This window comes from Burkholderia sp. Ac-20384, assembly GCF_017104605.1.
GTDB lineage: Bacteria > Pseudomonadota > Gammaproteobacteria > Burkholderiales > Burkholderiaceae > Burkholderia > Burkholderia lata.
The window spans coordinates 1-22,710 of sequence record NZ_JAAGPE010000069.1; the positions used below are offsets into that span (position 1 = coordinate 1).

Annotated in this window: 20 protein-coding genes; 10 read left to right on the forward strand and 10 right to left on the reverse strand. The window is 66.3% G+C overall.

Annotated features, from left to right (window positions below; translation table 11 throughout):
* Together G3O00_RS15740 and G3O00_RS15745 are read left to right on the forward strand one after the other, a co-directional pair.
* On the forward strand, positions 1–761 hold a 761-nt coding region (locus tag G3O00_RS15740), incomplete at its 5' end, for a hypothetical protein (RefSeq protein ID WP_206143518.1).
* Between the two features lie 48 nt (positions 762–809).
* A complete protein-coding gene (locus G3O00_RS15745) occupies positions 810–2,525 on the forward strand; it encodes a hypothetical protein (RefSeq protein ID WP_206143519.1) in 1,716 nt (571 codons plus the stop codon).
* Between the two features lie 216 nt (positions 2,526–2,741).
* On the opposite strand, the gene G3O00_RS15750 is transcribed toward G3O00_RS15745, so the two are convergent.
* Entirely contained in the window at positions 2,742–3,251 is a 510-nt protein-coding gene (locus G3O00_RS15750) for a GNAT family N-acetyltransferase (protein WP_206143520.1), read from the reverse strand.
* Positions 3,252–3,766: 515 nt separating this feature from the next.
* Here G3O00_RS15750 and G3O00_RS15755 point away from each other — a divergent pair.
* The 3 genes from G3O00_RS15755 (at position 3,767) to G3O00_RS15765 (ending at position 8,023) form a co-directional block, all read left to right on the forward strand.
* Positions 3,767–4,969 carry an AAA family ATPase gene (locus G3O00_RS15755; RefSeq protein ID WP_206143521.1) on the forward strand — a complete coding sequence of 401 codons (1,203 nt, stop codon included), beginning with the start codon at positions 3,767–3,769 and terminating at the stop codon, positions 4,967–4,969.
* Positions 4,970–4,973: 4 nt separating this feature from the next.
* Positions 4,974–6,677, forward strand: coding sequence for a cobalamin biosynthesis protein CobT (locus G3O00_RS15760; protein WP_206143522.1), 1,704 nt, complete (start codon positions 4,974–4,976; stop codon positions 6,675–6,677).
* 257 nt (positions 6,678–6,934) lie between these two features.
* Complete coding sequence (locus tag G3O00_RS15765; RefSeq protein WP_206143523.1) at positions 6,935–8,023, forward strand: alpha/beta fold hydrolase; 1,089 nt, start codon at positions 6,935–6,937, stop codon at positions 8,021–8,023.
* Between the two features lie 46 nt (positions 8,024–8,069).
* Here the strand turns inward: G3O00_RS15765 and G3O00_RS15770 are convergent, their stop codons facing one another.
* The 4 genes from G3O00_RS15770 to G3O00_RS15785 all read right to left on the reverse strand — a co-directional run bounded on the left by G3O00_RS15770 (position 8,070) and on the right by G3O00_RS15785 (position 12,537).
* The gene (locus tag G3O00_RS15770; RefSeq protein ID WP_174929310.1) at positions 8,070–9,839 is read right to left on the reverse strand and encodes a histidine kinase; all 1,770 of its coding nucleotides are present in this window, start codon (positions 9,837–9,839) and stop codon (positions 8,070–8,072) included.
* Between the two features lie 80 nt (positions 9,840–9,919).
* A complete protein-coding gene (locus G3O00_RS15775) occupies positions 9,920–11,341 on the reverse strand; it encodes an HD domain-containing phosphohydrolase (RefSeq protein WP_206143524.1) in 1,422 nt (473 codons plus the stop codon).
* A 111-nt stretch (positions 11,342–11,452) separates the two neighbouring features.
* Entirely contained in the window at positions 11,453–11,902 is a 450-nt protein-coding gene (locus tag G3O00_RS15780) for a GNAT family N-acetyltransferase (protein WP_206143525.1), read from the reverse strand.
* Between the two features lie 98 nt (positions 11,903–12,000).
* Entirely contained in the window at positions 12,001–12,537 is a 537-nt protein-coding gene (locus G3O00_RS15785; protein ID WP_241025164.1) for a hypothetical protein, read from the reverse strand.
* A gap of 205 nt (positions 12,538–12,742) precedes the next feature.
* Between G3O00_RS15785 and G3O00_RS15790 the strand changes: the two genes are divergently transcribed.
* The gene (locus G3O00_RS15790; protein WP_206143526.1) at positions 12,743–13,366 is read left to right on the forward strand and encodes an ABC transporter ATP-binding protein; all 624 of its coding nucleotides are present in this window, start codon (positions 12,743–12,745) and stop codon (positions 13,364–13,366) included.
* A 456-nt stretch (positions 13,367–13,822) separates the two neighbouring features.
* Here G3O00_RS15790 and pntB read toward each other — a convergent pair whose 3' ends face one another.
* The 5 genes from pntB to G3O00_RS15815 all read right to left on the reverse strand — a co-directional run bounded on the left by pntB (position 13,823) and on the right by G3O00_RS15815 (position 19,765).
* Complete coding sequence (pntB, locus tag G3O00_RS15795; RefSeq protein WP_206143527.1) at positions 13,823–15,235, reverse strand: Re/Si-specific NAD(P)(+) transhydrogenase subunit beta; 1,413 nt, start codon at positions 15,233–15,235, stop codon at positions 13,823–13,825.
* A 13-nt stretch (positions 15,236–15,248) separates the two neighbouring features.
* Positions 15,249–16,841, reverse strand: a complete 1,593-nt coding sequence (locus G3O00_RS15800; RefSeq protein WP_206143528.1) for a Re/Si-specific NAD(P)(+) transhydrogenase subunit alpha — start codon at positions 16,839–16,841, stop codon at positions 15,249–15,251.
* 286 nt (positions 16,842–17,127) lie between these two features.
* On the reverse strand, positions 17,128–17,682 hold the full coding sequence (locus G3O00_RS15805) for a GNAT family N-acetyltransferase (RefSeq protein ID WP_206143529.1): 555 nt from the start codon (positions 17,680–17,682) through the stop codon (positions 17,128–17,130).
* A gap of 263 nt (positions 17,683–17,945) precedes the next feature.
* A complete protein-coding gene (locus G3O00_RS15810) occupies positions 17,946–18,749 on the reverse strand; it encodes a lipid II flippase Amj family protein (RefSeq protein ID WP_011349917.1) in 804 nt (267 codons plus the stop codon).
* A 110-nt stretch (positions 18,750–18,859) separates the two neighbouring features.
* On the reverse strand, positions 18,860–19,765 hold the full coding sequence (locus G3O00_RS15815; protein ID WP_206143530.1) for a LysR substrate-binding domain-containing protein: 906 nt from the start codon (positions 19,763–19,765) through the stop codon (positions 18,860–18,862).
* A gap of 165 nt (positions 19,766–19,930) precedes the next feature.
* Here G3O00_RS15815 and G3O00_RS15820 point away from each other — a divergent pair, with 165 nt between their 5' ends.
* The 4 genes from G3O00_RS15820 (at position 19,931) to G3O00_RS15835 (ending at position 22,639) form a co-directional block, all read left to right on the forward strand.
* Entirely contained in the window at positions 19,931–20,473 is a 543-nt protein-coding gene (locus G3O00_RS15820) for a sugar ABC transporter (protein ID WP_206143531.1), read from the forward strand.
* A 6-nt stretch (positions 20,474–20,479) separates the two neighbouring features.
* Complete coding sequence (locus G3O00_RS15825) at positions 20,480–20,806, forward strand: hypothetical protein (protein WP_206143532.1); 327 nt, start codon at positions 20,480–20,482, stop codon at positions 20,804–20,806.
* Positions 20,807–20,824: 18 nt separating this feature from the next.
* Positions 20,825–21,676: an MBL fold metallo-hydrolase gene (locus G3O00_RS15830; RefSeq protein ID WP_206143533.1), complete on the forward strand. Its 852-nt coding sequence runs from the start codon at positions 20,825–20,827 to the stop codon at positions 21,674–21,676.
* Positions 21,677–21,892: 216 nt separating this feature from the next.
* Positions 21,893–22,639, forward strand: coding sequence for a glucose 1-dehydrogenase (locus G3O00_RS15835; RefSeq protein ID WP_206143534.1), 747 nt, complete (start codon positions 21,893–21,895; stop codon positions 22,637–22,639).
* The last annotated feature ends 71 nt before the right edge of the window (positions 22,640–22,710 follow it).

The following is a 22,710-nucleotide window of genomic DNA, read 5'->3' on the forward strand; positions in this document are numbered from 1 at the left end:
GACGGCCGGCCGTGTCGCTGCTGCTGCCCGCCGCGACGATGATCGCGTGCCCGGTCGCGCTCGGCATCGTCGCCCGGCTCGCCGGCATGCCGTACGACTGGGTCGTCGCGCTGGTGATCGCGTACTGCGCGCCGCCGTCGAGCGGCACGTCGACGATCGCGCGGATGCTGTCGCTCGACGCCAGCGTTGCGCTCGTCGCGACCCTCGCGTCGATGGTGTTCGTCCCGCTCACCGCGCCGCTGCTGACGGCCTGGTTCAGCCACGATGCAGCCGTGTCGATCTCGCCATTGAATCTCGCGTTGCGGCTCGCGCTGCTGATCGGCAGCGCCGAGGGGGTCGCGCTGCTCGTGCGGCGGTTCGCGGGTTCCCGGCTCGACCGCTATGCGACGCCGATCGACGCGACCGTCGTCGCCGCACTGCTGGTGTTCGCGCTCGGCACGATGGCCGGCATGCAGCAATCGATCATCGACGCGCCGCACCGCGCGTTGAGCGCGATCGCACTCGCGTTTGCCGTCAACGCCGGCTTCCAGATCATCGCGTACGGGCTCACGCCCGGCGACGTCCGCACGCGGCTCAACGTCGCGCTGATCGTCGCCAATCGCAACGTCGGCCTGATGTGGGCCGCGCTCGGGCTCGCCGCGACGCCCACCATGGCGCTCGTGTTCACGTGCGCGCAGTTGCCGATCTATACGCTGCCGCGCGTCGTCCAGCATCTGCTGCCGCGCCTCGAAGCACAGCGCCTGCGCCGGCGCGCACGCTAGCCGGCATGCACCGTGCGATTTCCCGATCCATCCCCGCCTACGTTCACCATGACGACCCTGCTCTCCGCCACCTATCCGCGCACGCTGCGCACCTTGACCGACCGCTTCACGGCCGGCACCGCCACCCGTGTCGAGGCCTGGCTCTTCGAAGACGAAGCGGCGCGCCGCGACGCCGAGCGCACGCTGGCCGGCCGAGGCATCGACGCCGTGTTGCGCAGCGCGTACAAGCCGCTGGTGCATTTCTTCATCGAGGAATTCGAGCCGCCGCGCACGGGCCGGATCGTGATCCGCACGCCGGCGGGCGCACACCAGCGGTTCCGGCTCGAAGCGTATCCGCTCGCGGGCTGGCTCGCGCCGCTCGAATTCGCGTTCGAGCCCGGCGACGATCCCGCGCACTATGTCGTCGAAGCCGACGGTGCGACGCACCGCGTCTTCGCGCCGAATGACGCGACCGCGTCACCGTGCGGCTGGCTGCGCGTGTGGGACGGCAGCACGTTGATCGAGGACGCCCCGCTCGTCACCGAATTCGAGGCGGCCGCCGCCGCGACGCTCGACGCGCTGCGCGCGCATCCGTGGCCCGACCAGGCGCCGTTCTTCGACATCCTGCGGATCGCGATCGCGACGTCGGGCATCGAACGCACGCTGCCGTATGGCGAGGAACTCGTCAGCACGCTCGACGCATGGCACGAGGACGCCTACTTCGGCGCCGCCGAATTTTTCCACGCGCTCGCAGGCCGCGACGCATCCGACCGGACACTGCAATCCGGGCAGATCGTGCCCGACATCTCTCGCACGCAGGGCGATACGACGCTTCGGATCACGCTTGAAACGCATGTTCGCGCGACGACGGACGAGGCCGAAGCCGAAGCCGCAGCCGCTCCGGGTGAAGCGCTTGCATCGCCGGACGCGCTCGCGGCGGTTGGCCAGCCGTTATCGCCGCCCGACGTCGCTCGCGCGCTCGGTGCGCTGCCGGGAGAACGGTTCGCCGTCACGTCGCACCAGGGCCGCGGCGTGAACGGCATCCATGTTCGCGGCGCGTTGCCCGGGCTCGTCATCACCGCCGGCCAGCATGCCAACGAGACGTCGGGCGTCGTCGGCGCGCTGCGGGCGGCCCATGCGCTGAACCGGCGCCCGGACGCGCACTACGCGCTCGTACCGCTCGAGAATCCGGACGGCGCCGCGCTGCATCACCATCTGCGCGCCACGCACCCGGCACACCTGTCCCATGCCGCGCGCTATACCGCGCTCGGCGACGACCTCGAAGCACGCACGCAGCCGCCGTTCGGCGAAAAAGCCGCCCGGCTCGACGCGATCGAGCGTACCGGCGCGCGGCTGCACCTGAGCCTGCACGGCTACCCGGCACACGACTGGACGCGGCCGCGCAGCGGCTACATCCCGCGCGGCAGCGAACTCTGGTCGATTCCGAAGGGTTTCTTCCTGATCCTGCGTCACCATGCGGGCCACGACGGGCGGTCGTTCCTCGACGCATTGACCCGCGCACTGGCCCGATCGGATGAACTCGTGGCATTCAACGAGCGGCAAATCCACGCGTGGCACGCGCACGCAGGCGACCTGCCGTTTACGCGCATCAACGGGATTCCATGCGATGTGGTCGAGGATCACCGGTCGACCGTGCCGTTCACGCTCGTCACCGAGTTTCCCGACCAGACGATTCACGACGACGCGTTCCGGCTGGCGCATACGACGCAGGCGCGTGCGGTCGAATTGGCCGCCGAGTTTTACTGGGCCGGCCTGCTCGGATGACCGGCTCGTTCGAACCTTCATGACACCGGAGACCCGGGGCGGACGAGCAGAATCCGCACCCCGGTCCGCAGAAGGCCACGCGGCAATGGGCAAAAAACGAGGGCCGTACTCGGCAGCGCGGCAGCGCGACACCGCCGCCCGGGTCGGCGGCATTTTCATGGGCAGCGCGTTACCCGTCGGCTTATGGGTCGCACGCAAAACTGCGGACAGGCACCGTCACACGCTGCGCCCCAACAACTGCCCCGGCCAGCCGTCCACGTCGAAGGTTGAAATTCGCTCATATCCGCAGGACTCGTAGAAGCGCACCAGTGCGCCAGTCCCGCCGCCATAGCAGTCCACCCGCAGGCGCTCCACCCCGGCAGCCCGGGCGCGCTCATCCGCGAAGGCCATCAGGCGCCGGCCGACACCCCGCGCCCGCGCATCGCGCGACGCAACCAGCACGCGCACATAGATTTCCGGCTCGGTCGCGGGCGGCACGTAGGGCATGGACTCGCCGAGGATCAATGCGCCCAGGACGCGGCCCTCCTGATCCTCTGCGACCCACGCGTCGGGCAACGCACAGGCTTCGGTCACGAGCGCAACCCGCTTGGGTTGCGTCGACCACGGCTCGCGGCCCCATTGCCCTTCGTTACCGATGGAAACGAACCACGCAATCACGTCATCGAAGATCCCCAGCACGGCCGGGGCATCGAGCGCACTGGCACGACGAATCACCCGTTCATCCATTCCTGTCTCCGCCACGTTCAACACTCCTTCGCCGGATTCGACGACCGGCGCGCAATGGGATGGTGCGCCGAGCCCCCCAGGGACGTGCGATGGAAGCCCGGCGATCAAGCCTGCTACGGTACTGAACTTCGCCCCGGTTGATCAAGGCATGACGGCCGGCGAGTCGACATGACCGGTTGTCTTCCTGAAAATCGAGGAAGGTCAGCGCCAGGCGGGCTGTCAATCGCCTTTCGCATGCAAGGGCGCGGCCGACCCACACCAACGACCCGCAACTTCGCCAGTGGATCGGTACGGCACAAGCAGTTCAGTGCCGTGACGAGGGTGCCGAACAACCCTGCCGCAACGCATGACCGACCGCGCTCACCCGATCCGGCGGGCCGACGCGACGCCTGCGCCGCACCGAACCGCAGCGATTCGATTCCCGCGCGAATGCCCTCCTTCACGACAAAAAAACCTACAATCGACGCGATGCATCGCAGGCATGAAGCGCCAGCCGCCCACTTTCGCTCGCCACCATGAACGCACCCGCTGATTCCACTCCCTCCGCCCCGTCGGTACTCGGCGTCTATCGTCAACTGGCGGACCCGTCCGCCGGGCAATGGATCGTCAGCCGCTCCGAACGCGCGCACATGTACCGCATCCAGCATCACCGGGCTGACGGCAGCACGTCGGTCGATACGGTCGTCGATGCGGACAACCTCGATGCGAAGCTGCACAAGTGGATCCAGGAAGGCTTCGTCCGGCGCGACGCAGGCGACCGTGCGGCGCCCGCTCATCGCAGCGCGTTCATGCAGGCGCTACGGAGCGCACATGCGTCGCGACCGGCGGCAGCCGGCGATGCGGCGCAGGTCGCGTACGTGGGCGGCGTGCCGATGCCGCGCGGCCCGGGCGGGCCGCTCGCGCCGCCGCAGAACCCGGCCTACCTGTTCACCGCGCGCGCGACGAACGTGCTGGAAGACATCGTCGAGAACCGGCGCATCCTGCTGATCGGCCACACCGGCACCGGCAAGACGAGCCTCATCGAGCAGGCCGCCGCGCTGGCCGGCCATGGCGTGCTGCGCTCGAACATGAACGGGCAGACGACGGTCGGCGATTTCGTCGGGTTCTGGACCGTCAAGGGCGGCGAGACGATCTGGGTCGACGGCGTGCTGCCGACCGCGATGCGCGAAGGGCTGTGGCTCATCGTCGACGAGATCGACTTCGCGGAACCGGCGATCCTTGCGGTGCTGACCGCCGTGCTCGAACCGGCCGGCCGCCTGTTGCTGAAGGAGAAAGGCAACGAGATCGTCGTCCCGCACCCGTCGTTCCGGCTGTTCGCGACGGCCAATGCGGTGGGCGCGATGGGGCAGTTCCGCCATCTGTACCAGGGCGCCAACGTGATGAACGAGGCGTTTCTCGACCGCTGGCGCGTGTACCGCCTCGACTATCTGCCGCCGCCCGACGAGGCGCGCGTGCTGCAGCGCACGTTCGGCGCGGCCATGACCGCGGCGATGGCCGACACGCTCGCGGCGATCGCGGCCGACTGCCGCGCCGCGTTCGTCCGCGAGGATCTGGCCAGCGCGTTCTCGACGCGGCGCCTGATCGACTGGGCCGAGCTGATGCTGCGCACCGGCGACCCCGAATCGGCCGCCGGCCCGACGATCTATGCGAAGGTCAGCACGGAAGACGCCGACCTGATCCGCAGCATCATTCGCCACTACATCGACGTCGAGGCCTGACGCGATGGACCAGGACGACGACGCGCGGTCGCTCCACCTGACCCGGCTGGCCCGCACGCTCGCGCAACGGCACGGCATCGAAGTGCGGTTCGCGCGCCATGCGCCGGCCGCGCAGCGCGACTTGCTGGTGCTGCCCGACACGCTGCTCGCCGGCGACGTCGACGACGACGCGATCACCGGCCTCGTCGACCTCTACGCGGCACGCGAGCGCTTCGGTGGGATCGATGACATCGCTGCACTGGCGTCACCCGCGGTGCGGGCCATCGCGCAGGCGATCGACGACCGCCGCGCGGCGGGTTGCCTCACTGCGATCTATCCCGGCGCCATGACGTTCCTGCGGCGGATGCGCACGGCGACGGCTGCCGGCACGCTCCACCGGTGGCCGCGAATGGGATGGCGCGACAGGCTGGTGTGGCGCGTCGAACGCGCGCTGTGGGACGAGCCGCCGTCCGCCATCGAGCGCGTGCCGTCGCTCGACGCGACGATGGCCGCATCGGGCGATCTCGTCGAAGAGGCACGCGCCGCGACATCGACCGCCGACAGCATCCGCGCCGCGCAGCGAATCGTCGAACGCGTGCGCGCGCTGGCGTCGGCCGGTGCGAACAACATGATGTTCACGGCCGACCCGGGCAGCACGCTCGACAGCGACAGCATCGCCGCCGAGTTCGACCAGGACGGACAGGGCGCCCCGGACGACTCACGTGCGCCGGTTTCCGCCGAATCGGGCGCCGGTGCGATCGCCGACACGGCATCGTCGGCCGAAGCGCCGACGCCGGGCGATGCGATGCCCGGCACGATCCGCCTGTCCGCGGACAACCGGCCGCTGCTGTCGGTCCCGCTGACCACCGCGTTCGACACGGTGACGGACTTCACCGGCCAGGGCGAACCGGCGCGCTGGCACCGCCTGCGAAGCGCGGCCCGCGCGCAGACCGAGCCGCTCAAGCTGAAACTCGAACGCGCGTTGAAAGTGGACGAGCAGACGCGCTGGAAACGCGAACAGGAACGCGGCGAGCTCGACCGGATGTCACTCGCGCGCCTCGTCACCTCGCCCGGCTATCGCACGCCATTCCGCGTCCGGCGTGCGGCCCCCGGGCGCGACGCGGCCGTCAGCCTGCTGATCGATTGCAGCGGGTCGATGGCCGGCAAGAAGATCGAACTCGCCAGGCTGTGCGCGGCGGCGCTGTGCGATGCGCTGACGCAGCTCGGTTTCGCGTGCGAAGTGCTCGGCTACAGCTCCGTCGAGGACGCCGCGATGCGCGCGCACTACCAGCGCTGGATCGACGCCGGCCGCGATACGTTCGGCTACAACCGGTTCGTCGAACGGCTCGACCTGCGCGTCTACAAGCGCTTCGATTCCGACAACCCGAGCGGCCTCGCCTGCATCGAATGCGGCCACGAGAATCCCGACGGCGAGGCGTTGAGCTGGGCCGCCGGGCGGCTGCTGGCGAAGCGGGCCCGGCGGCGAATCCTGATGGTGCTGTCGGACGGCTATCCGGCGACCGGCGACGGCAACCCGGCAATCCTGCGCACCGACCTGCGTGCACGCGTCGAGGCGCTGCGCGAGCGGCGCGTCGAACTGATCGGCGTCGGGATACTCGACGATTCGGTCGAAACGTTCTATCCGGTCAGCAGCGTGGTCGAGCATCTGCACGAGCTGCCGGGCGCGGCGTTCAGCGTCCTGGGCGATACGCTGCTGGATCGGCGCTAGCCGCGCGCGCGACGGGGTCGAAGCAGGCTTCGAGTCGCACGGGCGTCACATCGGACGGTGAATATCGTCGATGGCAGAGTCGAATCGCCGCCGTTGCGCAGGCCCCTGCCTTCCATTGTGTTCGATCGGCCGCCTGGTTCCGATGCGCACGCGGCCGGCAGCACGAACCTTGCCCCGCGGCCCATTTCGATTTTCAACTCGACGGCGGATTCGGCCGAATCTTCCTGCCACGGCCGGCCGCCGGCAAGAGACTGCACATGCCCAGGAAAAAAACCAGCCTCTGGTTGCGGCATCTCGAGCTGCTCTCCGTCGCAACCGGCACGCGCCCGACGAAGCGCACGAGCAAGCCGCGAGCGGCCGCCAAACGGGCGGGCAAGCCAGCCGTCATCGCCCGTACCACCAGACGCACGGGTACCGCGCCCGCCCGCGCACGGACGGACAAGGCACCCGGCACGTGGCTCCGGTCGTTTCATTCCGCCGGCCCGAGTGCCGGTCGCTACGTGAACCACCTCGCCTACGCGCTGTATCTTCCCGCCGCGCCGGCGACGACGGCCGGCATGCCGGCCGTCGTCATGCTGCACGGCTGCAAGCAAAATGCCGAATCGTTTGCCGCGGGCACGCGCATGTGCCGTCTCGCCGAGCGGTCGGGGTTTGCCGTGCTGTTTCCCGAGCAAGCCGCGACGGCCCATGCGCACCGTTGCTGGCACTGGCATGGCGACGCGACGCAGTCCGAAGCCGCGGCCGTTGCATCGCTGGTCGACGCAGTCGTGCGACAGCACGGCTTCGACCGCGACCGGATCTACCTGGCCGGCATGTCCGCCGGTGCCGGGCTCGCCGCGACACTGGCCATACGGTATCCCGATCGCTTTGCGGCAATCGGACTGCACTCCGGCCCGGCCATCGCTCCGCCATCGTCGACGTTGGCGGCGATGAATCTGATGCGTCGAGGCCTGCGCGACGACCCGATACGCGCGGTCGACGCCTGCGCCGATGTCGCGTCCTATCCCGGCATGCCGGCCCTCGTCATGCACGGCGCACTCGATACGGTCGTGACCGACCGGAACGCGACACAGCTCGGCATCCAGTTCGCGCGGCTCAACCGGCTCGTCGACGAACACGGCGGGATCCGCGTCGGCGAGCAACGCATCCATGCGCGCGACGATGCCGACACCATCGACTATCTCAAGGCCGGGCGTCTCGTCGTCCGGGTCTGCATCGTCCGCCGGCTGCCGCATGCATGGAGCGGCGGCGACCCGCGCGAGCCGTTTCATTCCGCCACGGGGCCGGACGCCAGCGCGATGTTCTGGCATTTCTTTCGTCGCCAACGCCGCAAGCGACTGCAATGACGTGCGAAAACCGCGCCGGCCTGTGGCGCGCGACGCTGTCACGCGATCACGCCCGTTGCGCCAGCTCGGCCGCGTTCGCGCGATCGCCGGCCCGCCGGATCGGTATGCGGACACAGAACGTCGTGCCGCGCCCCGGCTCGCTCGTCACGTCGATGGTGCCGCGATGGCGCTTGACGATGCCGTGCGATACCGACAAGCCCAGCCCCGTGCCCTGCCCGACCGGCTTCGTCGTGAAGAACGGATCGAAGATCCGCCGGACGACGTCGGGCGTCATGCCCGTCCCGGTGTCGCTGATCGCGATCGACACCTGCTCGCCATCGCTCGACGTGCGAATCGTGATCACGCCGCGCTCGGGAATCGCGTGCGCCGCGTTCACCAGCAGGTTCATGAAGACCTGGTTCAACTGCGACGGCAGGCATTCGACCTGCGGCACGTCACCGTAATCGCGCACGATCTCGGCCTTGTACTTGAGTTCGTTGTGGACGACGTTGAGCGTGCTTTCCAGGCCCGCGCGGAGATCGACCACGCTCCACTCGTCGCTGGCCGGACGCGAGAAATCGCGCAGGTCCTGCACGATGCGCCGCACGCGCAGCGCACCGTCGATCGATTCGTCGATCAGCGTCTCGATCTCGCCGCGCACGTAGTCCAGGTCCGCCGCGCGGCCCATCGCCGCCAGCGCGTCGCGCGCGGCCGGGTCGAGCTGCGGCAGCGCGGCTTCATGCGCGGCGATCACGTCGAGCAGACTGCGCACCCACGTCTTCAACGTATTGAGGTTCGCACTGACGAAGCCGATCGGATTGTTGATCTCGTGCGCGACACCGGCCGCGAGTTGACCGATCGACGCGAGCTTTTCCGACTGCAGCAGCTGCACGTGGGTTTCCTCGAGCGCATGCAGCAGCCGCCGCTGCTCCTCCTTCTCCTGTTCGAGCCGCGCCTGCGCGACCTTGCGTTCGTCGATCTCGGTCGCCATGTTCTCGCGCGTACGCTGCAGCATCGCCGTCGTCTGTTCGTAGCGGTGCAACGCGCGTTCCAGTTCGACGGTGCGCAAGCGCACGAGCCGCTCGAGCGTATCGGTCATCCCGCGCAGGAAGGTTGTGCGCGCATCGAATCGGCTCAGCAACAGCGTGACGACCAGGGTCGCCGTCGTAAACAGCGTGACCGTCGTCGCGAGCCACGGCGTGTCGACGCCGTTCGCGGCCCCGCACCGCGCGTCCGGCGCGAAATGCGCGGCCGCCATCGCCGTGTAATGCATACCGGTAATGCCGATGCCCATGACGAAGGCCGCGCCGATCCGCTGAGCGGTCGCATGGCGCGCCTGCTGCGCGCGCAGCGCCTGTGCGATCCACAACGCGGCAGTCGACGCGATCACCGCAATGCCGATCGACGCGGCGAACAGCGCGGCATCGTAGCGAATGCCGGGCTGCATGCGCATCGCGGCCATCCCCGCGTAATGCATGCCGGCGATCCCGCCGCCCATCAGCGCGCCACCCACGAGCAGCCGCCGCCAGCCGAGCCGCGCGCGCGTGACGACCGTCAGTGCGAAGTACGACACGAGCACGGCAATCGCCAGCGACGCGCCTGTATCCGGCAATGCGTAGCCGAGCGGAATCGGCAGCGAAAACGCGAGCATGCCGACGAAATGCATCGACCAGATGCCGGTACCCATCGCCACCGCGCCGCCGCCCAGCCACGCACGCTTGAGTTTCAGGTTGTCGAGCAGCGAAATGAAGGCGGCCAGATCGAGCGTCGTATAGGAGGCCAGCGTCGCGATCGCGAGCGACAGCAGGACGAGCGGGAGATTGTAGGTGCCGTACATGATCGAGCGCCCGAATCGAGGTGAGTGCGTTGCCGCGGCGCGCAATCGCGCACCGCGGCCATCAGGCCGCGCGTCCGGGCTCAGGCCGGCGGCGCGCCCGCATTCGGTGCGCTCGACGCAGCCTTCGCCGCAGCCTGGCCGGCCAGCACGAGGATGTCGAACGACGTCCCCTCGCGCGTCTCGAAGCGGCGCACGAGTTCGATCTGGTGCGCCGACATCACGCTGCCCTTGGTCATCAGCAGTACGCCGCGATGCGTGCGCAGATCGTCGGCGAGCTGCATCCCTTCGCGCAACTGCGCGGACTTGATCTCCGCGACGGACGCCGCGATGCCGAGACTCGCCGGGTCCTGCATCAGTTCGATCAGGCCGTCGACGATCTTCGGGTCGTAACGCACGCCGCCCTGCGAGCGCATCGCGTCGAGCGCCTGCTCGACCGCATGCGGCACGCCGATGTCGCCGTTGCGCAGCCCTTCGAAATCGCGCGCGACCGCCAGGATTCGCGAGCCGAGCGGGATCGAGTCGCCCGCCAGGCCGTCGGGCGTGCCGCGTCCGTTGAAACGCTCGTACTGGTGCAGCACGATCGATGCGACCTTGTGCAGTTGCGCGACCGGCGTCAGCACCATCTGCGCGCGCAGCGGATGCTGCAGGAACAGGCCGTGTTCCTCCGCCGTCATCTTCGTGAGCGGCTTGTGCAGCAATTCGTCCGGCAGCGACAACTTGCCGATGCCGTGCAGCAGCCCCGCGAAATAGACATCCTGCGCATGCAGCTCGCTCATTCCGGAGGCCAGCGCGAGCCGCCGCGCAATCTCGCCGACCCGCATCGCATGCCCACTGGCGGACCCGCAGCGCAACTCGATCATGCTCGCGCAAACCTGGACCATCGCGGTGAAACTGCTTTTCAGGTCGCGTTGCGCGGCTTCGAGGAACATCACGGTCTGGCCGAGTTCCTCCGTGCGCGCCCGAACCTGCGTTTCGAGTTCCGTGTTGAAACGGCGCAGCGTTTCGTTCTGCGCTTCCGTCAGCGCGGCCAACCGGCCCGCTTCACGCCGCAGGCGCCGCTGCTCCAGCGCCTGTTCGATGGTCAGCAGCAGGTCGTGATCGTCCCACGGCTTGTTCAGGTAGCGATAGACGCCGCCGTCGTTGACGGCCTGCACGACCGACGCGATTTCCGCATAGCCGGTCAGCAGGATGCGCATCGTGTCCGGATAGAGCGACCGTGCGCGAGCCAGGAACTCCGCGCCGCTCATGCCCGGCATCCGCATGTCGGACACGATCAGGTCGACTTCCGTCGACGCCAGGACCTCGAGCGCCGCCTCGCCGCTTTCCGCGGTCAGGATCTCGTAGCCGGCGGGCCGGAACACGCGCCTGAGCGCCGACAGCACGCTCGGCTCGTCGTCGACCAGCAGGATCGACGGTACGCCACCCGCATCGTCGGATGTCGCTGCCGCCCCGGTCGTTTCAGGCGATACCGCATTCAGTCCGTTTGTTGCAGATGTGGTCATGATGGCCTCGGATCATGAATTTATATTCTCTCTGCATCATCGGCATGCGCCGCGTATTCCGTATCCGGGAAAACGCTGATGCGCTCGCCCGGATCGCACCGCGGATGCGATCTACACCGTCGCCGCACCCGGTGCGCGCACGTAGTAGATGTCCCACTCCGCTTCGTCGGCCTGCACGAAGCCGTGCCGGGCATAGAAGCGGTTCGAATCGCTGCCGCGCAGCGCGCCGACGCGAACAGGCATGCGCTGCGCATCTGCATCGGCAAACACCTGGTGCAGCACGGCTGCGCCGATCCCCTTCCCCTGATGCTCGGGCACGATGTACAGATGGTCGAGCAACCAGTGATCTTCCTGCGGCCGAACCACGAAGAAGCCCGCGTTCACGCCATCGACTTCGATCAAGCGGCATAGCACCGGGTCGAACGACGCGAGAAACCGGTCGCGCGCGCGCTGCGGATCGAAGCGGCCGATGCGCTCGAGGCTGTCGCGCATCGCGGCGATGCGAATCGCAACCAGCGCTTCGGCATCGGATCGAGTGGCGGGGGAAAAGGTCAGGTTCATGGGCAGGTTGTGCACTTGCGGATAAACGCCCGGCATCCCGGCGCGGGCGTCGAAACTCAGCCGCGACGCCGGCCGGCGGGCGGCACGAATAACGCGCGTCAGGGCGTCTCGATGCCTTCTGCCCGCGTCGCCAGGAATCGCAGGTACTTGCCGTCCTCGTCCTCGAACAGTTCGGGCCCGCCACCCATGTACGCGCGCATCAGTTCGTCGGCCGCGCGGTCGAGATCGCCCAGTTCGAACTGGCACTGACCGAGCCGCAGGTGCAGGAACGGGTTGCCGATCGCGTTCGGAAAATGCATCGACTGGGCGAGATTGTCGCGTCCGGCTGCGTAATCCTCTTGATGGAAATTCACGTCGCCGATGGCGGCCATCAGCCAGGTTCCGGCTTCCCAATTGGTCTTGGGTTCGGGAAGCAGGTCAAATCCTGCCCAGAATTTCGCCAGCGCGCCTTCGTAGTCGCCGTCTTCCATCAATGCATCGCCCGCGTCGCTCAGCGCGCCGATCCGTTCGTACAGCGCGTTGTCCAGTTCTGCCATGTCGAGTCCCTGTTCCGGAGTTGATATCGGCCCGGTGTGGCCGGTGGTTGCGATGCAATCGCGGTGATTGTGTGCGGTTTTGCTGCCCGGGTCGGTCATCCGGACGGCATTCATCCAGCATACTCGAGCTGTATGACGCGTGCGCCTCGACTTTCAGCGCACCTTCGTATGCGCGGGCACACCGCGTGTCGCATTACACTATCTGCCGCAACGCTACGCGTCCCGACAATCCGTGTTGCCGGGCCTGCTGCTTTCCGTAATCTGGGCCGTGCTCGCCCGCAAATTTTCGTTTGACTACCGATCCATGCTCCGCTTCGACAATCTCGGCAAGCGCTACGACAAGCGCGTCATCTTCCAGGGACTCAACTACGCATCCGGTGCCGGATGCGTGGCGCTATACGACGAAACCGGCAGTGGCAAATCGACGTTGCTCGCGATTCTCGCCGGCACGCTCGACGCGGACGAAGGCGAGGTGTGGATCGGCGGCCATTCGCTGCGCACCGCGCCGCACGATGCGAAATCCGCGCTCGCGTACGTGCCCGACGATTGCCTGGCGTATCCGCTCCAGACCGGTCGCGAGTTTCTGGATCTCGTGGCGGACGCCAGGCATACCGTCGTCGACACCCGTACGCTCGAGCTGGCCGATCGATTCGGGCTTGCACCGCATCTGGAGAAGCGCTTCGAACAGATGTCGTTCGGCACGCGCAAGAAACTGTTCCTGACGGCCACAGCGCTCGGCGCGCCCGCCGTCGTGATCGCCGACGAACCGGACAGCGGGCTCGATGCCGCGTCGCGTGCAGTGCTGATCGATCTGTTCAAGACGTTGGCTGCAGACCGTGTCGTCATCTTTTCGAGTCACGATCCGGCGCTGGCGCGCGCCTGCGACGCAAGGATCACCACTTTTGCGGACCTTGGATTCGCTGGATAGACGGTGTCGTTGCCGGCGCAGTCACTGAAAGGCCGGTGTCGCTGGGGGATGGAGGAAGGAAACGCACCGGTGCGATTCGCGCGGCAGGTGCGGTATGGGCGGCCAGCAAGGCCCCCGAGTCTATTGCGGGTTCGTGCGGACAATCACGACTGCGCCTCACGGCAGGAAAGCGGCCGACCCAAGCCATTCGGCAACCGGAGAAGCTTCTGCAATCGTCACGCCAACGATGCAGCAGCCACCCACTCCAACGGCATCATTCACGTTGACCGTTGATCTGCGCACCAACAATCGATCACTGCCTTTTCCCGGAAGGAAGTGCGAAACGGACCATCCTGCTTCGCACTTCCGTGACCTTCCCGATGCGCATGTCCGGCGTGCCGGGTCCCGATCAGCCGACTATCCAACACTCTGGCCGGCTATCGTTCGACCCGTGCACACGCCCGGGCATGCTCACCGTCAGGCCTTCAACGCCCCGAACACCTCATCCAGCATCTTCTTCGCGTCGCCGAACAGCATCCGGTTGTTGTCCTTGTAGAACAGCGGATTGTCGACGCCCGCATAGCCGGACGCCATGCTGCGCTTCATCACGATCGAGGTCTTCGCCTTCCACACCTCGAGCACCGGCATGCCGGCGATCGGGCTGCCCGGATCTTCCTGCGCTGCCGGGTTCACGATGTCGTTCGCGCCGATCACCATCGACACGTCGGCTTCGGGGAAGTCGCCGTTGATCTCGTCCATCTCCATCACGATGTCGTAAGGCACCTTCGCCTCGGCGAGCAGCACGTTCATGTGCCCCGGCATGCGGCCGGCCACCGGGTGGATCGCGAAACGCACGTCGACGCCCTTCTCGCGCAGCACCTTCGTGAGTTCATGCACGGTGTGCTGCGCTTGCGCCACGGCCATCCCGTACCCCGGCACGATGATCACGCTCTTCGCATCGCGCAGCAGCTCGGCCGTCTCCAGCGCGCTCACCGCCACCACTTCGCCGGCCGGCTGTGCACTGCCGCCCGCCGCCGCCGGCGTCCCGCTGCCGGTGCCGAACCCGCCGGCAATCACGCTGATGAAGTTGCGGTTCATCGCGCGGCACATGATGTACGACAGGATCGCACCCGACGAGCCCACCAGTGCGCCGATCACGATCAGCAGGTCGTTGCCGAGCATGAAGCCCGTGGCCGCCGCTGCCCATCCCGAGTAGCTGTTGAGCATCGACACCACGACGGGCATGTCCGCGCCGCCGATTGCCATCACCATGTGCACGCCGAACAGCAGCGACACGACCGTCATCACGATCAGCGGCATCATGCCGTCCTGGATCGTCTCCGCATGCAGGAACGCGCGGCCGAACACGATCACCACCACCAGCGCGGCCAGGTTCAGCCAGTGCCGTGCCGGCAACAGCAGCGGCTTGCCGCCGATCTTGCCCGAGAGCTTGCCGAACGCGATCACCGAGCCCGCGAAGGTCACCACACCGATCAGGATACCGACGTAAATTTCCACTTCGTGGATCGCATGCTCGGCACCCGTGAACTGCACCGACGTATCGATGTAGCTCGCGAAGCCCACCAGGCACGCGGCCAGGCCGACCAGGCTGTGCATCAGCGCAACCAGCTCGGGCATCTGCGTCATCTGCACTTTCTTCGCGGCGTAGAGGCCGACCGCGCCGCCGACGACCAGTGCCGCCACGATGTACGGAATGCCCTCGACCGACACGCGCGGGCCGAGCACCGTGGCGAGCACGGCGATCAGCATGCCGATCATGCCGAGCAGGTTGCCGCGCCGGGCGGTCTCCGGGTTGGCCAGCCCGCCAAGGCTGAGGATGAAGAGAATCGCCGCGCCGATATAGGAGACGGTAGTCAGATTGGAAGTCATTGTGGTCGTCTCCTTACTTGCGGAACATCGCCAGCATGCGGCGCGTCACCGCGAAGCCGCCGAACATGTTGACGGCCGTGAGCGTCAGCGCGCCCACCGCCAGGCCCAGGATCAGCCCCGAAGGACGGCCCTCGGCCGCGGCCTCGCCCAACGGCGGCGCGACCTGCACCAGCGCGCCGATCGCGATGATCGACGAGATCGCGTTGGTCACGCTCATCAGCGGCGTATGCAGCGACGGCGTGACGTTCCAGATCACCATGTAGCCGATGAAGCAAGCGAGCACGAACACCGTGAAGTGCGCCAGGAACGTGGCCGGCGCGAACTGGCCGACCAGCAGGAACGCGAGTGCGCCGACGGCGAACACGATCGCGAGCGACTTGGCCGACATCGGCGCGCCGCTGCCGTGGCCGTGGCCCTTCGACGCGGCGGCTGCGACCGGCGCCGCCGCGGGCTTCGCTGCGACGACCGGCTGCTGGATCGGCGGCGGCGGCCACGTGACGTTGCCTTCCTTGATGACCGTGAGGCCACGGATCGCGTCGTCGTTGAAGTCGACGTCGATCGTGCCGTCCTTGGTCTTGCACAGCTCCTCGACCACGCGCAGCAGGTTGGTCGCATACAGCGTCGACGACTGCCGCGCCAGGCGCGACGCGAGATCCGTGTAGCCGACGATGGTCACGCCATGACGCACCACCGCCTCGCCCGGCACCGTCAGTTCGCAGTTGCCGCCTTGCTCGCCGGCCATGTCGACGATCACGCTGCCCGGCTTCATCGACTGCACCATCTCGGCCGTGATCAGCTTCGGCGCCGGCTTGCCGGGAATCAGCGCGGTGGTGATGATGATGTCCGCTTCCTTGGCCTGCTGCGCGTACATCGCGCGCTGCGCCTGCTGGAAGCCTTCGCTCATCACCTTCGCGTAGCCGCCGCCGCCCGAGCCTTCTTCCTCGTAGTCGACCTTGACGAATTCGCCGCCCAGCGACTTGACCTGGTCGGCCACTTCCGCGCGCGTGTCGTTGGCGCGCACGATCGCGCCGAGGCCTGCGGCCGTGCCGATCGCCGCGAGGCCGGCCACGCCGGCGCCAGCGATGAACACCTTGGCCGGCGGCACCTTGCCCGCGGCCGTGATCTGCCCGTTGAAGTAGCGGCCGAACGCATGGGCCGCCTCGATGACGGCGCGGTAGCCGCTCACGCCGGCCATCGACGTGAGGGCATCCATCTTCTGCGCGCGCGACAGCGTGCGCGGCAGCGAATCGATCGCCAGCACCGTGGCCCGCTTCGCGGCCAGCTGCTGCATCAGTTCAGGATTCTGGGCCGGCCAGACGAAGCCGATCAGCGTGCCGCCCTCGCGCATCAGCGCGACTTCTTCGCTGCTCGGCGGACGCACCTTGAGGACGATATCGCTGCGGCCCCATAGATCGGCGGCCGTCGGCACGACTTCGGCGCCGGCCGTGCGGTAGTCGTCATCGCTGAAGTTCGCGCCGGTGCCGGCGCCGCTTTGCACGGCCACCGAAAACCCGAGCTTGATCAGCTTTTCGACGACGTCGGGAACGGTCGCTACGCGCCGCTCCTCGTGGGCCGTCTCCAGAGGGACCCCAATCTGTAATGTCATATCCTGAACTGTCAGTAGTGGCCGTCGCGAGGAGTTACGGCCTGCGTTTCAAGTCACCCAACTCAATCCATCCGTGTACGACTTTGCTTCGCGCGCAGCTTGGCACTGCCGCGCGGATTGCACAAACGGTCCATCCTCTAATTGATCGGCTTGTCAGAGCAAACCGGTCATGCTCTTGCCTGATTATCCTGACGAATATCCGGCGTCTGTTCCGATCGGATTAGACCTGCGAAGCATATCCCGTGCCAGCGTATTGCCAAAATTTATATTTTGAATCGACGCGTATTCAATCCATGAATTCCCTGTCTGGACACGATGGGCCGGCAGCCTCCCGTTCTTTCACCGAAGCCGCGCCGCGCGCCGTCTGGCCCCGTGCCAGCCGTCGCTCCATCTTCACGATCTCGAGCTCGACCTGGCTTCGTCCATGCGAAAAACGACCGTGCCCGACGACCTCGAACCCCTGTCGCTCATAGAAAGGCCGGGCGTTCGTCGTGGCCTCGAGATACGCGCGCACGTGGCCGCCGTTCGCGATCTCCGAGACGGCATGTTCGAGCAGCCTGGCGCCGACACCGCTCCCCGCCGCATTGCCACGGACGAACAGCTTGGTGACCTCGTCGCCCGCGGTCTCGACGAAGCCGCATATTCCGCCGTCGTCGGCAACCCAGATCGCGCCATCCGTTACGGCGGCCAGGTACATCGACGGATCCCGCCCGTCCAGCCAGCCCTCGATCTGTTGCTGCGTGTAATGGCCGGCGCAAAGATTGACGACCGAGTCGCGGTGTACCGCGTAGATGTCCCCGACGTCTTTTGCGACGGCGGCCCGAATCACCGGGGAATTCATTCGATTGGCTCCCTGAGGCATGTAGTTCGAGTCTTGCAAGACAGCTGATTTTTCAAGGCCATGACAGCGTGACCTGACAGCGGAATCGGTTTCATCGCGCATCCTCCGCGCGCCGGCACGATGCGATTTGTCGCGCCGCGACGACACACGCGGCGTCGCAGAGATCTTTCGCGCAACCGAGTTTAAACGAGGATGTGGGGTATTCCTGTTTAACCCCGCAACTGTCATCCGGGCTCGGCGTCGATACGGGCATGTACGCCGCGCTAGATCAGCTCGGCCACGTGCACGATGACGAGCGCGGCCGGAACGAGCACCGCCTGCGCACACAACGTGCCGAGCACGCGCGCACCCGCGAGTGTCGTGATGGCGCGTCGAAAACTGTTCTCCGATATCCGACCTTCGATGACGTCGTCGGTCATGACGGAAACCTGCGGGTCGATGACGACCGCCAGCACGACGGTCGCGAAACCGTTGATGACGGACGACAAGTTCGCGCATGTCACTCTCAGGTCGGGCTTCAGATAGCCCGCATACAGCGACGCGAACACGCCGACCGTCCAGATCGCCATGGCAGCCACGTTCAACGCGATGACGCCCCACGACACGCCGGTGTTCGCGGTCAGTTGCGTGACGTTCTGGCTCGAAGGCAGCCGTGCGCCGACGCGGAGAAAGTTGATACCCGCACGACTGCACGCGTGCAGCAGCAGGCGGGGAATCGAGCGGTTCGCCTGAAAGTGTTCAACGGCGCGACTGAAGTAACGCTGGAACGTCGGGATCAGGAATGTCCCGACGATGGTCGCCACGGTGGCGGACAGCAGGAACCACCGGAAGTCGGTCAGCAACCCGCTCCCCATCCGGTGCGCGATGTCCATTTCAACGCGTTTCGCGATGAACGGCCCCTGAAAGGAATTGGCCGTTCGGGACACGAGCGCGATGATCCCAAACAACGAAAACGACAACGCGATGCGACGCGTGCGCACGCCGGCGATCCGCACGGCATAAGCCAGTGTCGCGATCACATGGATGACGAAGGTGAGCCCGCAGATGATCCAAAGCTGACTGTCCATGCTGGTGCCGCGTGAGTGACGGGTGCCCGAGTGTACCCGAGCGTGGCCCGCGCCCGGCGCATCGGCCTGGCAAGGCCGCGTTCGCAGGAGAAACGGTTTGTCGATGAGCGTCAGGCTCTGTCGTGCGGCGCCAATCCGCGGGCTTCATTCAGCATCCATCTCGCGAAGGCCTGCAACGGCCCCTCGGCCAGTTCGATGGGTTCGGGCAGGACGAGGCAGAAGTTTTTCGTCACCGCCTTGCCGGCCGGCCACGGGGCGACCAACCGGCCCTGCTCGAGCTCCGCGTCGATGTACAGGCGCGGCACCAGCGCGACACCCAGGCCGGCCAGCGCCGCTTCGATCAGCATCGAATGGAGATCGTAGCGCGCGCCCACCGCCGAATTGGTCAGCACGATGCCGGACTCCTGCGCATAAGCCTGCCATGCGTCCGGGTTCTGTCGCCGGTGAAGTCGCGGCAGCGCATCCAGCGACGGATTCGCCCCGGCGCCCGCGAGCAGCGCCGAACTGCAGACGGGCACCAGCACCTCCTCCAGCAGCGGATGCAGATGCATCCCCGCCCATGCCGGGTGCTCGAAATGAATGGCTGCGTCGAAACCGCTCCCGGCCAGCAGGAACGGCTCCATCCGCTCGGCGATATGCACCGTGATGTTCGGATGCCGGTCCTGAAAGTGTTTCAGCCGGGGGATCAGCCAGCGGGTGGCAAAGGTTGGAATGGCGGCGATATCGATGCTTGCGCCTTCGATCGGCTGCCCCATCAGGTACAGGCTGTCCCGTTCGAGCCGATCCAGAATCTCGCGAACCTGCACCGCGTATCGCGCACCGTTCGGCGCAAGCCGCACCCGATTGCCGATCCGCTCGAACAGCGTGACGCCCAGGAACGCCTCCAGCCGGCCGATCTGACGGCTGACGGCGCCCTCCGTCCGCGCCAGTTCCTCGGCGGCGCGGGCAAAGCTGCCGTGCCGGGCCGCGGCTTCAAACGCCTGGAGCGCGGAATTGCTTGGGATCTTGCGGGACATGGGTGTCTCGTTGGTCGGAGTGTGATCGCCATCAGCTTGAGAAAATGTCACTGAAGGCTGACTTTATTTCGTTTTATCGCGCGAAATGGCGAGCTTAGCATTACGTTACTGCACTGAACATCGCAATTCCCGGATGGATGTGCATTCTGCCCAAAGGACAATCCAATGATCTACACCGTGGAATGCAGCTTCGCCGACCTCGACAGCGAAGCCGAATGGAACGACTTCTACAGCCTTGAAAAGCTGCCCGCCCTGATCTCGGTGACGGGGTTTCACACGTCGCAGCGATTCAAGGCGATCACGGGCGGTTGCCCTGTCTATCTGGCGATCCACACGATCGACGGCCTCGATGTCCTGACCGGCGACGAATATCGCCGGAAAGGCGGCGGCAATTTCGCGAAGTGGCAACAACACATCACCGACTGGCATCGGAATCTCTACAGCGATATCGGCTTTGCGCCGGCGGTAAAGGAAGGTGAACACCTCGCCCTGAGTGCCGGCGGCCCTGATTCGCTGATTCGGTTGGGCCTCGAATCGCTGGCCATGCAGGCCGTCGCGCTGGAGAGGTTTCCGGAGCGCCGCTGGCTCGCCGTCGTGCCGCGGAACAGCGCGCGGCTGGTCGAGACGCTCCCGGAAGGCATTGACCTGTACGTGCCGATGACCGAGCAACTGACAAGCACACGCTCCCTTTCGGCTACACAGGAGTAGACCGCGATGCCGAACGTCACTTTCTCGATCGACGCGACGCGGATGCCGGCTGATGAAAGCCTTGCCGGGCTGTCGCGCGATTGCGTCGAGCTCTGTACGCATGTGCTCGAGGCCGAGCTCAAGAACGTCCACGTCATTTTTCTGGCGGTTCGGCATGGGCATGGTCATCCCGTCTTCGCGGACATCCGGTATCGCGCCGGAACGCCTCGCACACCGGCGGTCATGGAGCGGTTCATGGAAGCGCTGGATCAGGCAATCGCTCGCCGCACGGGCCTGACGGCGCGCATTCGGTGTTTTGGTTACACCGCGTCGAACATTCACGCTCGCAACTAGCCGCTTCGGAGAAACACGATGTCCACTGTTACCTTTCCTGTTCAGCACGTCGGGGATGTCACGATTACCGCCATCAGCGACGGATATCTCACTGCCAGTCTCGACTTCCTGTCGAATATCGATTCGGATGACGCATCAAAAATTCAGCGGGATGCCGGGCAGAACGAGCCGGCGGCGGTGCATATCAATTGCTACGTCGTACGCGGAGCCGGCCGCACCGTGCTCATTGACGGCGGGGCTGGCGGGTTCAAACAATGGGGTGGCCAACTCCGGACGAACCTGGTGCTGGCAGGTATCGAACCCGCTGCGATCGACACCATCCTGCTGACCCATGCGCATCCCGATCACGTTGGAGGGTTGGTCGATGGTGCAGGACAGGTCGCGTTTCCGAATGCGGAACTGGTTGTGCATCAGCGAGAGGTCAGGTTCTGGCAGGACGACGGAAATCTCGGTCGTGCCAGCGAGCGGGCTCGCGGCAACTTTGCGAAGGCGCGTCAGGTGTTCGATGCCTATGGCGATCGGCTTCGCATGTTCGGAGACGCAGACGGACCCGTGCTCCCCGGTATCAGCGCGCTGCCGCTGCCGGGACACACCGATGGACATACCGGGTATGTCATTGAATCCCGCGATCGAGGCCTGCTTGTGTGGGGGGACGTGGTGGATTTCCCGCATATCCAGATTCAGCGGCCGGACGTGTCGATTGCATTCGATCACGACGCGTCGCTGGCAGTTGCTACGCGGTCACGCCTGCTCGATCAGGTCAGCTCCGACGGGCTGTTGATCGCCGGCATGCATCTGGGGGAACTCGGGTTCGCACGCATCAAGCGGACGAGCGGCGGGTACGGGTTGCATTACGAGAGCGACAGCTGAAGCCGCACGTGTACGGCCATGCAATGCCACCGCCCAACACCGGGATGCATGAGTCGTTCGATTAATCTGATTGGCGTTTTTTGAGGGTTATACGACCTTTGCGCCATACGCTTCGCGTTCCATACTTCGCGTGGAAGATCGAGTTGAGAAACGTAAAGACGCGATTGCGTTTTGAGTTTTCGGCCCGATCAATCACGACGTAGAAAGGAGCAGAAGATGAGGCTTAAAAACAAGTCAGCGTTAATCACAGGTGGTACCAGCGGCATCGGTCTTGCCACCGCGAAGCGGTTCATTGCGGAAGGCGCCCGCGTAGCCGTGACCGGTCGCGACGATGCCGTATTCGAGCGCGTGAAGGCCGAGCTCGGCGAGCATGCGCTAGTTCTCCGGGGCGACGTCCGTTCGATCACGGACATGCGAGCGATTGCCGCCGAGGTCAAGGAGAGGTTCGGCGGTCTGGATATCGTGTTCGCGAACGCCGGCTGGGCGTTCCCGTCCGCCATCAACGACATCGACGACGCACTCTATGACGAGATCATGGACATCAACGTCAAGGGCGTGGTGTTCACGCTGCAGGCGGTGCTGCCGGACTTGCGAGAAGGCGCCTCGTTCATTCTCAATACCTCGTTCGTCGCGCAGACCGGCAAGCATGGCATCTCGTTGACTGCAGCCGCGAAGGCCGCCGTACGATCGCTTGCCCGCAGTTGGTCGTACGAGTTTCTCGACCGGAAAATCCGCGTCAACGCGATCGCCCCCGGCGCGATCGACACGCCGCTGCTCACCAGGTGGGGCATGCCCGACGAATGGGTTCGCGACCGCAAGGCCGAGTTCGCCGAAGCCATTCCGGTGGGCCGCATGGGCAAGGCCGAGGACATCGCCAACGCCGCGGTCTATCTCGCCAGCGACGAATCCTCGTACGTCATCGGCACCGAACTGGTCGTCGATGGCGGCGCCTCGCAGCTTTAAGCCAGCGGCACCCGAACCCAGAGCCCGTATGTCATCGCGGCTCATCCACCCATCTGATCCCACGTCCGCCA

What these genes read in the sequence shown, in the direction of transcription:
- G3O00_RS15745 (WP_206143519.1), top strand. Translation starts at nt 810, where the DNA reads ATGACGACCCTGCTCTCCGCCACCTATCCGCGCACGCTGCGCACCTTG.
- G3O00_RS15750 (WP_206143520.1), bottom strand. Translation starts at nt 3,251, where the DNA reads ATGGATGAACGGGTGATTCGTCGTGCCAGTGCGCTCGATGCCCCGGCC.
- G3O00_RS15755 (WP_206143521.1), top strand. Translation starts at nt 3,767, where the DNA reads ATGAACGCACCCGCTGATTCCACTCCCTCCGCCCCGTCGGTACTCGGC.
- G3O00_RS15760 (WP_206143522.1), top strand. Translation starts at nt 4,974, where the DNA reads ATGGACCAGGACGACGACGCGCGGTCGCTCCACCTGACCCGGCTGGCC.
- G3O00_RS15765 (WP_206143523.1), top strand. Translation starts at nt 6,935, where the DNA reads ATGCCCAGGAAAAAAACCAGCCTCTGGTTGCGGCATCTCGAGCTGCTC.
- G3O00_RS15770 (WP_174929310.1), bottom strand. Translation starts at nt 9,839, where the DNA reads ATGTACGGCACCTACAATCTCCCGCTCGTCCTGCTGTCGCTCGCGATC.
- G3O00_RS15775 (WP_206143524.1), bottom strand. Translation starts at nt 11,341, where the DNA reads ATGACCACATCTGCAACAAACGGACTGAATGCGGTATCGCCTGAAACG.
- G3O00_RS15780 (WP_206143525.1), bottom strand. Translation starts at nt 11,902, where the DNA reads ATGAACCTGACCTTTTCCCCCGCCACTCGATCCGATGCCGAAGCGCTG.
- G3O00_RS15785 (WP_241025164.1), bottom strand. Translation starts at nt 12,537, where the DNA reads ATGACCGACCCGGGCAGCAAAACCGCACACAATCACCGCGATTGCATC.
- G3O00_RS15790 (WP_206143526.1), top strand. Translation starts at nt 12,743, where the DNA reads ATGCTCCGCTTCGACAATCTCGGCAAGCGCTACGACAAGCGCGTCATC.
- pntB (WP_206143527.1), bottom strand. Translation starts at nt 15,235, where the DNA reads ATGACTTCCAATCTGACTACCGTCTCCTATATCGGCGCGGCGATTCTC.
- G3O00_RS15800 (WP_206143528.1), bottom strand. Translation starts at nt 16,841, where the DNA reads ATGACATTACAGATTGGGGTCCCTCTGGAGACGGCCCACGAGGAGCGG.
- G3O00_RS15805 (WP_206143529.1), bottom strand. Translation starts at nt 17,682, where the DNA reads ATGAATTCCCCGGTGATTCGGGCCGCCGTCGCAAAAGACGTCGGGGAC.
- G3O00_RS15810 (WP_011349917.1), bottom strand. Translation starts at nt 18,749, where the DNA reads ATGGACAGTCAGCTTTGGATCATCTGCGGGCTCACCTTCGTCATCCAT.
- G3O00_RS15815 (WP_206143530.1), bottom strand. Translation starts at nt 19,765, where the DNA reads ATGTCCCGCAAGATCCCAAGCAATTCCGCGCTCCAGGCGTTTGAAGCC.
- G3O00_RS15820 (WP_206143531.1), top strand. Translation starts at nt 19,931, where the DNA reads ATGATCTACACCGTGGAATGCAGCTTCGCCGACCTCGACAGCGAAGCC.
- G3O00_RS15825 (WP_206143532.1), top strand. Translation starts at nt 20,480, where the DNA reads ATGCCGAACGTCACTTTCTCGATCGACGCGACGCGGATGCCGGCTGAT.
- G3O00_RS15830 (WP_206143533.1), top strand. Translation starts at nt 20,825, where the DNA reads ATGTCCACTGTTACCTTTCCTGTTCAGCACGTCGGGGATGTCACGATT.
- G3O00_RS15835 (WP_206143534.1), top strand. Translation starts at nt 21,893, where the DNA reads ATGAGGCTTAAAAACAAGTCAGCGTTAATCACAGGTGGTACCAGCGGC.